Consider the following 11,084-nt stretch of genomic DNA (forward strand, 5'->3'; position numbering starts at 1 on the left):
GCTCTTGGTGCTTGACAATTAATAGAACCGGATTTAATTGAAAACATGATAAGGGGCCGGCATGGTGAAGGGCCCAACCCCGGTGATTTTCAAAGGCTTACCCATCACAAGCCAAAGAAGGTCGCCTCTGCGCGCGGTGTGTCAGGATGCTTTGGCGAGGGTTTATGCGTGGTTCCATTCGGCCTTGTTGCAACGGGAAGCGGATGATCGCCGCGTCTGCTCATGAAAGCGTCGCTCGTCGCCCTCCCGGTTCATGACGCGGGCGCCATCGTCCCGTCTGCCTGCCCCATGAGGCCCCCGGCATCTCACGCTCATTCCTGGAGAATCTCATCATGCTTCCGTTAAACGGCGTCCGCATTCTGGCCGTAGAGCAATATGGCGCCGGGCCGATCGGCACCCAGTATCTCGTCGACATGGGCGCGGAAGTCATCAAGATCGAGAATCCGCGCGATGGCGGAGATATTTCGCGCTCGGTCGGCCCCTTCTTTCTGGACGACATGCCGGAATGCTCGGCAAGCATTTTCTATCAGGGTCTCAATCACAACAAGAAGAGCATGACCATCGACCTGACGCAGGATCGCGGCAGGCAGATCCTGCACCGCCTGGTCGAGAATGCGGACGCGATCGTCGGCAATCTGCGCGGCGATGTTCCGGAGAAACTCGGCCTTACCTACGATCATCTGAAGGCTTTCAATCCCAAACTGGTCTGCGGACATATCAGCGCCTACGGCCGCACCGGCGAGCGGGCGGGCTGGCCCGGATACGACTATATGATGCAGGCCGAGGCGGGCTTCTTCTCGCTGACGGGAGAGCCGGATACGCCGCCGACGCGGTTCGGGCTCTCGATCGTCGATTTCATGTCGGGGCTGGCGCTCGCCTGCGCCACGGTGGCCGCCCTGCTGGAAGCCAGGCAGACGGGAAGGGGCCGCGACGTCGACATCAACCTGTTCGACGTGGCGCTCTACAACCTCAACTACATCGCGCATTGGCAATTGAATTCCGGCCACAATCAACAGCGATTGCCGCGGTCGGCCCATGCCTCGCTGACGCCCTGCCAATTGTACAGGACGAAGGACGGATGGATCTATGTCATGTGCAACAAGGAGAAATTCTGGAGGATATTGTGTGAGAAGATCGGGCGAAGCGATCTTGCGGACGATCCGCGTTACGAGACGTTCTCGAAACGATATGATGTTCGGGACGAGCTGACCGCTGTTCTGGACGACGTCTTCAGCCAGAAAACGACGTTCGAATGGATATCCGTTTTTGATGGAAAAGTCCCGGTCGCGCCCGTTTACGACGTAAGGCAGGCGATGGAGAATCCCTTCGTCACCGAATCCGGCCGGATACGGACCATAGCTCGAGACGGGGGCAGGGATTTCAAGATCCTGGGCAGCCCGATGAATTTCGGGGCCGACCGCCTAGACCTGAAAATGTCGCCGGCGCTGGGAGAGCATACCAGCAGCCTTCTTCGCGACATCGGCTTTGACGAGAACGCCATACGCGACCTCGAACTGTCGGGGGTGATCTGATGACGAGAGAAAGCGAGATGGGGGACATGATGTTCCCGGCCTATGTTCCTGTCGGAAAAGACCGGTACCGGGAACGCTTCGGCCTCGATTTCGAAGACTTCCGGGCAGGCCAGCATTTCCGGCATCGCCCGGGTTATACGATTACCCAGCAGGACAATATCGACGACTGCATGGACACGTTGAACCAGGCCATGTTGCATTACGACGCGCGATATGCCGCGCAAACCGAGTTTTCTTCGCCGCTGATGGTCACGACCGCCATGATCCAGCGGTTGATCGGGATGACGTGGAAAACTTTCAACAGGCGCAAGGCGATCATTCGCTGGGACCATATCACGATGAAAGCGCCGATCTTTGCCGGCGATACCTTGTACAGCGAAAGCCGGATCATGGACATTTCGCAATGTGACGATGGCCAATGCGGAAAAGTCACCGTTACGACATACGGGATCAATCAGAAGGACATTGTCTTCTGCGAAATGCAATATGATAGCCTGATATACAGGAAGGAATCTCTCCCGTTTTCAGAAAATAACTATTAGAAAGCTGGACAGGATGAAGGAATCATTCAATTTCCTGCGCCGACAGGCCGAGGATACATATATTGAATGCTATGGCGTCGATTTCGAGGATTTCGATGTCGGCCAGGTTTTCGAACATCGGCCGGGCCGGACGTTCGAAGAGGGCGATTGCCACAAGCATGCGCTGCAATCGCTGGACCTTACCCCGCACCTCGTCGATCGCAACTATGCCCGTGCGGTGCGCGGGGAAAAAATGCAGGTCGCCGAAACCTACCTGCTGAGTATGATGGCGATGACGACCAAGACCTTCGGCAAGGTTGTCGCCAATCTGAGCCTGACCGATGTCGTTCTCGAGCCGGTCTATGCCGGGGATACGATCCTTCTGGAATCCGAAATTCTGGGCAAGCGCGAATCGGCATCGCGTCCGGACCAGGGGATCCTGCATGTCCGGACCCGCGCCCATAACCAGCATGGCGACGAAGTCTGCCGCTTCGAGCGCAAGTTTCTGGTCTATCGCAAGGGCCACGGCCCCTATCGCGCGGCGGGATACTGACCAGCCCAGCCGCATCGCTTTTCATCATCTTGGCCGCAGACACTGATAACGTTCGACGTCACCCGCACGGACGCAGGCGCACGGTCTTGCGCAGGCGTTCGTAGGGATAATCTTCAGGATCGTCGGCGAAGGCGCCCGGCGCCTTGATGAGGAGTACCTGTTCGGCGATCGGGCCGAACTCCGCCCGGAAATGGACCGCGCTCTTCACCACGACGATATCCCGTTCGGCCGGCTCGACCCCCAGATGGCGAAACGGTTCGAGGTCCATCGCCTGCATCCGCTTCGACGAGACCACGATCTCCGTACCGCCGACCGTCAGCAGGGCCATCGGTCCCAGATCGACGTCGAGCCCGCCAGTCACGGCGCCGCTGGTGCGAAACCGGCCGGTGCCCAACGCCTTCACCTTATAGCAGGCGCGGACCGGCTCCACGCCGTCCACCCTGACATGCCCGCCCAAGCTTATTTCGATCTCGCATCCCTCTCCGGCCGCATGCGCCGCCGCTGCGGCGTCGGCGTCACAGAGGATTCCGACCACCGCGTTGCTCGCCCCGGCCTCTAGCAGCGCACGAAGAATTCCCGTCGTGTCGGCGCTGCCTCCGCCTCCCGGATTGTCCTGCACGTCGGCCAGTACAACGGGTCGGGAGGCCGTCCGGGATATCGCGATCGCACGCGCCACGCCTTCGGCGGGCGTCAGCAATGTCGCATCGAAATCCGCCTCGCGCGACACGATTGATTCTGTCAGGGCATCAGCAAAGCGATCGGCTTCGGCCTGGCTGTCAGCATAGGCCACCACGGTCGGGCCGCACCAGAACAGGTCCGAAGGCGGAAATCCGGCGGCATAGCAAAGGCTCAGCAGATCGCCGTCGAGCAATCGCGATTCCGCGACAATACTGCGCGAGGGTTCGACCAGCGTGCATTGCGCGGTCGTTGGAATGAGAAAAGGCATATGCCGGATAGCGCGCCCCGCCGGACGCGGCTTGCCCACCAGGCTCGAAAGCAGTTTTGCCGCGCGCTCCCCCGTTTCCCGGCGATCGACGTGCGGTTAGGTCAGGAACACGACCATGCCGTCGCAATGTTCGACCATCTCCGGCGTGATATTGGCATGGTAGTCGAGGCTGACGACGATCGGTCTGTCGCCGACGACGGCCCGAACGCGCCGCAATAATTCCCCTTCGGCATCCTCGAAGGGAATGGATGCCATGGCGCCATGGAGGTCGAGATAGACGGCATCGACCGGCATGGCTTCGGAGAGGCGTCCGACCAGTTCGCTGGCGATGCGTTCAAACGCATCATCGGTGACAGGCCCCCCCGCGCCGCCATGCGCCCATGCGAGCGGTATCAGCGCATGCTCGTCGCGCATGGCCTCGATGAAGGCGGTAATGGGGAACACGCCATCGCGCAGCCAGTCGAAGATGGCGCTGCCCCGGACCAGCGGGGGGCGGTCGCGATGGTCCGAAAAATACGCATAATCCGCGCGATGCGAAACGAAGCTGTTCGTTTCGTGACCAAAGCCTCCGATGGCAATTCGTGGCATGCGCCGTCCCCGTCCAGATTGTCGATGCTGTCCGGATAAACCGAACTTGACAGAAATAAAACCGTATCTATAAAATTTTCATGCTTCAACCAAAGGGGAGCGAAGCCGGTCGAATCCCGCACTGATGCCGAACGGCTGCAAACCCGGTCCGCGCGGCCTTGCGGCGCAGCGAAGCGGCTCGCCGTGTCCGGATGAACCCGGGATTTTCGTCAATTCGACGCCTCGAACAAGCAAATCAAACGGGTACGCCCTCAGGGTCGCGGCCCACATGGGAGTGGCAGCCATATGAAAAACAAGCATGAGAACCCCGATCATCATGGCGTCGGCCATCTTGCCCGGCCCGACCGGCCGACCGCATATTCGCTGTCGGAGCGTTTCGAGCGCCTGCCATTTACCGGCTATCAACGGTGGCTCGCGGTCATTCTCGCGACATGCTTTGCCGCCGACGCCGTTGATCTCGTCATGCTGTCCTACCTGCTCTCGGCTATCACGCTCGACCTTGGTCTGACGGTCCAGCAGGCGGGCATTGCCGGCGGGTCTGTTTTCGCAGGCGTCGGCGTCGGCGCCACGGCCGCCGGATATCTTTCCGACCGTTTCGGGCGCAGGAAAGTTCTGATCCACAGCATGTTGATCTGGGGGACGGCCAGCCTGCTGACAGCCTTTTCCTGGGATATCTGGTCCTTCAGCTTTTTCCGGTTCGTCACGGGTCTGGGGCTCGGCGCCGAACTGCCCGCGGTGTTCGCGCTGGTCGCCGAGATCATGCCCGCCAATCGCCGCGCCAGCATCAGTGGATGGATGCACGTCGCGTCGCAAAGTTCGGTCGTCCTCTTCACGCTGGCATCATTTGGCGTGATTTCGCTCATCGGCACTTCGCTGGGGTGGCGGGCGATGTTCGTCGTCATGTTCGCCGTCGCGCTGGCCGCGCTGTATATCCGCCGGAACTTGCCGGAATCCCCGCGCTGGTACGAGGCTTCGGGCCGCCACGACGAGGCGGAGCACGCCATGCGGCGCTTCGAAGCTGCCGTCGCAGACGCATATGGAAAGCCTCTTCCATCGCCGAAATCGAGCGGGAAAGTCGTGAGTGCCGCGACCGAACGGGGCGGATTCCGCACATTGTTCGCGCCCGGCTACACGCAACGAACGCTATTTGCCTGGTCGCTCTGGTTCCTGTTCCTGCTGGCCTATTACGGGATCAGCGTCTGGGTCGGAAAATTCCTCGTCGACCGTGGGATGAGCATTACCGCGTCCATCGGCACCGGGGTTTTCATCACGATGGCAGGCATACCGGCGGCCTGGATAACGGGTCAGGCGATGGAGCGGTTCGGGCGCAAGATCGTCATCATCATCGCGCTGTTGTGCGTCGCGGTGGCCGCGTTCCTCTATGGACAGGCGTCGACATATGTCCTCGTCGTCGCGGCCGGCGCGGCGATGCACTTCTTCCTCGTTTCGGTCGCCACGGCGATCTACGCCTATACGCCCGAACTGTTTCCGACCCGCGCGCGCTCCACCGGGCTGGGAACCGCCTCGACCGTGGGGCGCATCGCGGCCGTTTCGGGCCCCTTGCTCATCTCGGCCCTGATCCTGAAATGGGACTATACCGGCGCGTTCATCGCTTGCGCCCTGTGCTTCTCCGCCGCGGCCCTGCTCGTCTGGTGGTTCGGGCCGGAAACGCAGGACCGGTCGATCGAGGATATTTCCTCCTAGGCTCCGTTCCCGGGCTCCGTTTCGATCGGATCGAAACGGGCCCTAGAAACTCGCCCGGGCGGTGAGGCGGATGTCGCGGCCGGCGAGGGGCACGAAATCCTTGGTGAAGCTCGCGTGGCGCCGCGCGTCGACGTCGAAGATATTGTTCGCCGCCAGCGACAGCGTCAGATGCCGCGCCTCGGGGAGCGGGCGCCAGCTGATCGACGCGTTGACCAGCGTGAAGCCCTTGGTCGGCGTCTCGAAGGCCGCGATGCGGGTCTGGTCGTCGGTCCATTCGACCTCGGCGCGCGCATCGACGCGGTCGCCCTGCGCCTCGATCCCGCCCAGGATGCGCAGCGGCGGGATGCGCGGCACATATTGGCCGCCCTTGATCTTTGCGCGCGTCATGTCGGCGGTGACGTCGCCGACGATGGCGAAGCCGCCGATCTGCGCCAGCCGCGCGCTCGCCTCCGCCTCGAAACCCCAGACGCGCGCGTCGCGCTGGAAATAGCGGAAAACGGGCAGGCCGTCCTCCTCGGCGCCGGTCGCATCCGAATAGATGAAATCGTCGAACCAGTTCGAATAGACCGAAAGGCTGAAATTTACCGGGTCGCTGCGCAGCTTGAGCGAGGCTTCGGCACCCCAGCTCGCCTCGCGCTTGAGGTTGACGTCGCCAAGCTCGAACGACTGTGTGGCGATGTGCGGACCGTTCGAGAACAGCTCTTCCGCCGATGGCGCGCGCACCGCGCGGGCCACCGACACGCCCAGCTTCACCGCCTCGGTCAGATCGTAACTGGCGCCGAGCGCGCCCGAGAAGGTGTCGAAGGCGCGCGTGATGCCCAGCGTCGGCGCGCGGACGCTGGTGCTTTCGAAGCGCGCCGCGGCCTCCAGGCCGAGCGGCCCCGCCGTCCATTCCTGGAGCGTGAACAGCGCATATTGGTCGGTCAGGTTGCGCGGGACGAAGGCTTCGGCGCCCACCGCGTCGAAATCGCGGTGGCTGAACTGCACTCCGCTCGCTCCGCGCCAGCCGCCGCGGTCGTTCTGCGCGAGTTCGAGCCGCCCCTCGACACCCTTGTTGTAAAAGACCGTGCCGACCTCGTCGCCTTCATATTCGGTATGCTGGTAATCGGCGTAGCCGCCGCGCAGGCGCAGCTTGTCGAAGAAACCATCACCCAGCTCGACCTCGCCGCGCAGGTCGGCGCGCCATTGCTTCATGCCGATCGTCACCGGGCCTTCGCCATGCTCGTGCCCGTGATCGTCGTCGTCATGATCGTGGTCGTCGTGGTCCCCGTGGTCGTGCGCGGTGTCGGGCCGTTCGGGGACGCCATAGCCGGTGTCGAAATAGCTGACCGAGATGCCGAGCTGCCCGCCGTCGTTGATCAGCGACAGGCCGCCCGCCGCCGTCCACGTCTCGCTTGCGGTATTGGCGATCCGTCCGCGCCGGTTCGCCTGTGCGGTCAGCTCCGCCGCCTCGTCGGCGTGGCCGTCCTCGATCGCATGCTCGGCGAGGTGGAGCAGCTGGCCGCGCAGCCCCGGTGCGTTGACATAGCCGCCGACGCGCATGTCGTCGGTCTTGCGCCAGCTTCCGTCGAGGTGGGCGACGATCTGCGGGCTCAGCGCGACGTCGATCGAACCGCCGAGGTTGCGGTCGTCGGCCGCGGTCGCATAGCCGCCGATCGCGTCGATATGGACATGGTCGGCCGGAACCTTGCGCGGGATGCGGCGGTCGAACAGGTTGACCGCGCCGCCGATCGCCTGGCTGCCGAACAGCAGCACCGCGGGGCCGCGCAATATCTCGATGCGCTCGACGGTCAGCGGGTCGATCGTCACCGCATGGTCGGCCGAGGTGTTCGACACGTCGATCGAGCCGATGCCGTCGGTCAGCACGCGCACGCGCTCGCCCGAAAAGCCGCGCAGCACCGGCCGCGAGGCGCCGGGGGAGAAGCTGGTGGCCGACACGCCGGGCTGGCGGGTCAGGCTGTCGCCGATCTGTCCGCGGATGTCGCGGGCCAGCTCGTCGCCTTCGAGCACCGAGACGTTGCCGAGGATGTCGAGGCTGCGGACATAGGGGGCGGTCACGACGATCGGCTGGTCGGTGTGCAGGTCGTCGCCAACTCCTCTCGCGGTGCGGTCCTGCGCGAAGGCCGGAGCCGAAAGGACGAGCGCGAGGGTGAGGCCGGCGGCGGAGGATGACAGACGCATGGAGGATTCCCGTTGCTGTTTCGAAGCGATAGCGTCGTCGCAGTAATGATATAATATCACCAAGGCAAGCCTTCGGACGGCTGCGCACTGTCGTTGGTCGGACCCGATGCCCCGTTGGTCGACAAAGCCAGCCGATGGGCCGGCCAAGCGAAGCTGTCTTGCGGCGCATGGGTCGTCGTCCTAGATCGGGGGCATGACCATCGCTGAAAATAGCCTGGACCTGATCGGCAACACCCCGCTGGTGCTGCTGAAGGGGCCCAGCGAGGAAACGGGCTGCGAAATCTGGGGCAAGTGCGAATATGCGAACCCCGGCGGATCGGTGAAGGACCGCGCGGCGCTCTATATCATCCGCGACGCCGAGGCGAACGGCAGCCTGAAACCCGGCGGCACCATCGTCGAGGGAACCGCGGGCAACACCGGCATCGGCCTCGCGCTCGTCGGCAACGCGCTCGGCTACAAGACGATCATCGTCATGCCCGACAACCAGAGCGCCGAGAAGATGGCGACGATCCGCGCGCTCGGCGCCGAGCTGGTGCTCGTGCCGCCGGCGCCCTTCGCCAATCCCGGCCATTTCGTCCACACCTCGCGCCGCATCGCCGAAGAGACCGACAATGCGATCTGGGCCAACCAGTTCGACAATATCGCCAACCGCAAGGCGCATATCTTCGGCACGGCGGAGGAGATCTGGCGGCAGATGGACGGCCGCGTCGACGGCTTCACCTGCGCCGCGGGGACCGGCGGGACGATCGCCGGAACGGGGCTGGGACTGAAGGCCAAGGACGCGACGATCACCATCGCGCTGACCGATCCGCACGGCGCCGGACTCTATAATTACTACAAGTGCGGCGAACTGAAGCCCGAGGGGTCGAGCTTCGCCGAAGGGATCGGCCAGAACCGCATCACCGGCAACCTCGACGGCGCGCCGATCGACACGCAGTTCCGCATTTCCGATGCGGAGGGGCTGGCGGTGGTGCGCCGCCTGCTCGCCGAAGAGGGGCTGTGCCTCGGCCTTTCGTCGGGGATCAACGTCGCGGGCGCGATGGCGCTGGCGCGCGAACTGGGCCCCGGCAAGCGGATCGCGACGATCCTGTGCGACAGCGGCTTTCGCTATCTCTCGACGCTCTACAATCCCGAATGGCTCGCGAGCAAAGGGCTCGCGGAGGCGGCGGCGTGACCCGGCCGGAGATCAGGTCCCCGGCCGCGAGCGGACAGGCGTCGGCGCCCGCCGACGCGGTGCCGGTCCATGACACGATGCGCCGGCTGCAGATCGGGATCGCGGGGGTCGTCACCGTGCTGCTGCTCGTCGGGCTGGCCGGAGTGATCGGCGACCGGGCGCGCGAGAATGCGGCCAAGGACGTCGCGACCGCCACCGCGGTCCGCCTGCCCGGCGCGGAGGCTGGCAGCGGCAGTGCGCCGCTCGAGGATCTGGGGGTCCAGCCGGTGTCGAAGGAGGATAATGCGGGGGCCGCGATCAAGGTGCCGCAGGCACCGCCGTCGGTGGCGACCGTGCCCGACCTCGAACCCGATCCCGAACTCGCCCGCGCCCGCCAGTCGAAGCGGTGACGGCATCGGCCCGCGGGTCGCTGTGGCCGGCGCTCGCGGTCGCGGCGCTTGCCGCGGCGCTCGCCTGGTTCGCCGGCGGGCAGGCCATGCTCGGCCGGATCGACCCCGCGCTCGCGCTGCCGCTGCTCGTGCCGCCGCTGGCGCTGCTTTCATGGTGGCTGCGCGGTGAGGCGGGCTCCGCGCGACGGCGCGCCTTTCTGATCGCGCTGCTGTCGCTTGCGGCGATCCAGTGTCTGCTCACCCTTCTGCTGACGCGCGCGCTCGATGGGGGAGGGGTCGCGCTGGTCGCCGTCGCGGGCGCCGCCGCCGCGTGGCTGTGCGACGCAATCGTCCGCTGGCGCCGGCGTGCCGGCCTTCGGGTCGCCGCGCTGCTCCTGCTCGCTGTCGGCTGGTTCGCCGCCGGCCACGCCGCGCTTGCGCTGCTCTATCGCCCGGCCTTCCGCGCGGCGGCGCCCGCGACGATGCTGACCGGGCTGCCGCTGCGCTGGGCCGGTGGCGGCAGCATCGCGGCGATGATCGCCGACGGGTCGCAGGACGATCCGGCGCTCCGCGCGATCGAGGCGGCGCTGCCGGTCCGTCTCGTCGACAGCCTTGTCGACCATCCGCCGCCGCCGGGCGGCGCGCTGCTGCTCGCGCACCCGCGCGCGCTCGCGCCGCGCGAGCTGGTGGCGATCGACGCCTTCGTGCGCGGGGGAGGCCGGGCGGTCGTGCTCGCCGACGCGCTGTCGGGATGGCCGCCCGCGCATCCGCTCGGCGACCCGCGCAATCCGCCGGTCACGAGCCTGCTCACGCCGCTGCTCGATCATTGGGGCGTGACGCTGGACGCCGCGCCGCCGGGCGACCGCGCGGCGCGGCCGGTCGACGTCGACGGCGCGCGGCTGCGCCTGTTCAGCGCCGGGCGCTTCGCGCGCCTGCCGCCCGGATGCCGCAGCTTTGCGGACGTGCGCGTCGCCGCCTGTCCGATCGGACGGGGGCAGGCATGGCTGGTCGGCGACGCCGACCTGCTGTTCGCGCCGCTGTGGCAGCCGGTCCCGCCCTGGGCCGCGCATCTGCGCAAAGCCGACACGATCGAATGGATCGCGGCGCGGCTTGCCGGACGGGACGACGCGCAAGGCTGGCTCCGCCCGCTGTGGATACGGCCGGCGGCCGGTTAGGGCGCGTTGAATCCCGATACGGTTCCCTGGCGAAAGCCGGGGGCCAGATTGCGAAGCGCTGCTCCGCGTGGACCGGGCTTTCGCCGGGGAGCAATTGGCTGCCGAACAGGGATAATGGCCAATCCGTTTCGATCCATGATCTGTCGCCGAAAGCGCTTTCGGGCGTCCGGGCGCCCGTTTTGGTGCTCGATTCACCTCAGAATCGCCAATTTGGGGCGTGAATACCCGGTTTCACCCTAAAATACCCCTTTCCACCCCGAACGACTCTTGATAGGCAGGAATCGGAGAGGGGCAATCTCCGCCTGAGTCATTCGACCCGGAATCCGTGCGATTTCGGGATCA

9 protein-coding genes and 1 pseudogene are annotated in these 11,084 nt (G+C 65.0%); 7 read left to right on the forward strand and 3 right to left on the reverse strand.

From position 1 onward, the window contains the following. Positions 1-332 precede the first annotated feature (332 nt). The 3 genes from SGRAN_RS07350 to SGRAN_RS07360 are packed head-to-tail and all read left to right on the forward strand — an operon-like array spanning position 333 to position 2,606. A complete protein-coding gene (locus SGRAN_RS07350) occupies positions 333-1,532 on the forward strand; it encodes a CaiB/BaiF CoA transferase family protein (protein ID WP_067182131.1) in 1,200 nt (399 codons plus the stop codon). Next, on the forward strand, positions 1,532-2,074 hold the full coding sequence (locus SGRAN_RS07355) for a hotdog family protein (protein ID WP_067182134.1): 543 nt from the start codon (positions 1,532-1,534) through the stop codon (positions 2,072-2,074). The genes SGRAN_RS07350 and SGRAN_RS07355 overlap by 1 nt, the downstream gene beginning before the upstream one ends. 13 nt (positions 2,075-2,087) lie before the next feature. Beyond that, positions 2,088-2,606, forward strand: coding sequence for a MaoC family dehydratase (locus tag SGRAN_RS07360; protein WP_067182136.1), 519 nt, complete (start codon positions 2,088-2,090; stop codon positions 2,604-2,606). A gap of 58 nt (positions 2,607-2,664) precedes the next feature. Here SGRAN_RS07360 and SGRAN_RS07365 read toward each other — a convergent pair whose 3' ends face one another. Then, positions 2,665-3,282 carry an MlrC C-terminal domain-containing protein gene (locus SGRAN_RS07365; RefSeq protein WP_404950436.1) on the reverse strand — a complete coding sequence of 206 codons (618 nt, stop codon included), beginning with the start codon at positions 3,280-3,282 and terminating at the stop codon, positions 2,665-2,667. Next, a pseudogene (locus SGRAN_RS22930) lies at positions 3,280-4,140 on the reverse strand (M81 family metallopeptidase); the annotation flags it as partial. The gene SGRAN_RS07365 and the pseudogene SGRAN_RS22930, both read right to left, overlap by 3 nt. Before the next feature lie 285 nt (positions 4,141-4,425). Between SGRAN_RS22930 and SGRAN_RS07375 the strand changes: the two are divergent. Beyond that, a complete protein-coding gene (locus SGRAN_RS07375; RefSeq protein WP_067182144.1) occupies positions 4,426-5,844 on the forward strand; it encodes an MFS transporter in 1,419 nt (472 codons plus the stop codon). A 42-nt stretch (positions 5,845-5,886) separates the two neighbouring features. On the opposite strand, the gene SGRAN_RS07380 is transcribed toward SGRAN_RS07375, so the two are convergent. Further along, positions 5,887-8,025, reverse strand: coding sequence for a TonB-dependent receptor (locus SGRAN_RS07380; RefSeq protein WP_067182147.1), 2,139 nt, complete (start codon positions 8,023-8,025; stop codon positions 5,887-5,889). Positions 8,026-8,218: 193 nt separating this feature from the next. Here SGRAN_RS07380 and SGRAN_RS07385 point away from each other — a divergent pair, with 193 nt between their 5' ends. From SGRAN_RS07385 to SGRAN_RS07395, 3 genes are read left to right on the forward strand one after another with little or no spacing between them, the layout of a single operon-like run. Next, a complete protein-coding gene (locus SGRAN_RS07385; RefSeq protein ID WP_067182149.1) occupies positions 8,219-9,199 on the forward strand; it encodes a cysteine synthase A in 981 nt (326 codons plus the stop codon). Beyond that, the gene (locus SGRAN_RS07390) at positions 9,196-9,588 is read left to right on the forward strand and encodes a hypothetical protein (protein ID WP_237233918.1); all 393 of its coding nucleotides are present in this window, start codon (positions 9,196-9,198) and stop codon (positions 9,586-9,588) included. Before SGRAN_RS07385 ends, SGRAN_RS07390 begins: the two co-directional genes overlap by 4 nt. Beyond that, complete coding sequence (locus SGRAN_RS07395) at positions 9,585-10,742, forward strand: GldG family protein (protein ID WP_237233920.1); 1,158 nt, start codon at positions 9,585-9,587, stop codon at positions 10,740-10,742. The genes SGRAN_RS07390 and SGRAN_RS07395 overlap by 4 nt, the downstream gene beginning before the upstream one ends. The last annotated feature ends 342 nt before the right edge of the window (positions 10,743-11,084 follow it).

Origin of the sequence: Sphingopyxis granuli, from assembly GCF_001559015.1 — a bacterium.
Lineage (GTDB): Bacteria > Pseudomonadota > Alphaproteobacteria > Sphingomonadales > Sphingomonadaceae > Sphingopyxis > Sphingopyxis granuli.

Excerpts from the sequence above, each read along its gene's own strand:
- SGRAN_RS07350 (WP_067182131.1), top strand. The coding sequence starts at position 333 with ATGCTTCCGTTAAACGGCGTCCGCATTCTGGCCGTAGAGCAATATGGC.
- SGRAN_RS07355 (WP_067182134.1), top strand. The coding sequence starts at position 1,532 with ATGACGAGAGAAAGCGAGATGGGGGACATGATGTTCCCGGCCTATGTT.
- SGRAN_RS07360 (WP_067182136.1), top strand. The coding sequence starts at position 2,088 with ATGAAGGAATCATTCAATTTCCTGCGCCGACAGGCCGAGGATACATAT.
- SGRAN_RS07375 (WP_067182144.1), top strand. The coding sequence starts at position 4,426 with ATGAAAAACAAGCATGAGAACCCCGATCATCATGGCGTCGGCCATCTT.
- SGRAN_RS07380 (WP_067182147.1), bottom strand. The coding sequence starts at position 8,025 with ATGCGTCTGTCATCCTCCGCCGCCGGCCTCACCCTCGCGCTCGTCCTT.
- SGRAN_RS07385 (WP_067182149.1), top strand. The coding sequence starts at position 8,219 with ATGACCATCGCTGAAAATAGCCTGGACCTGATCGGCAACACCCCGCTG.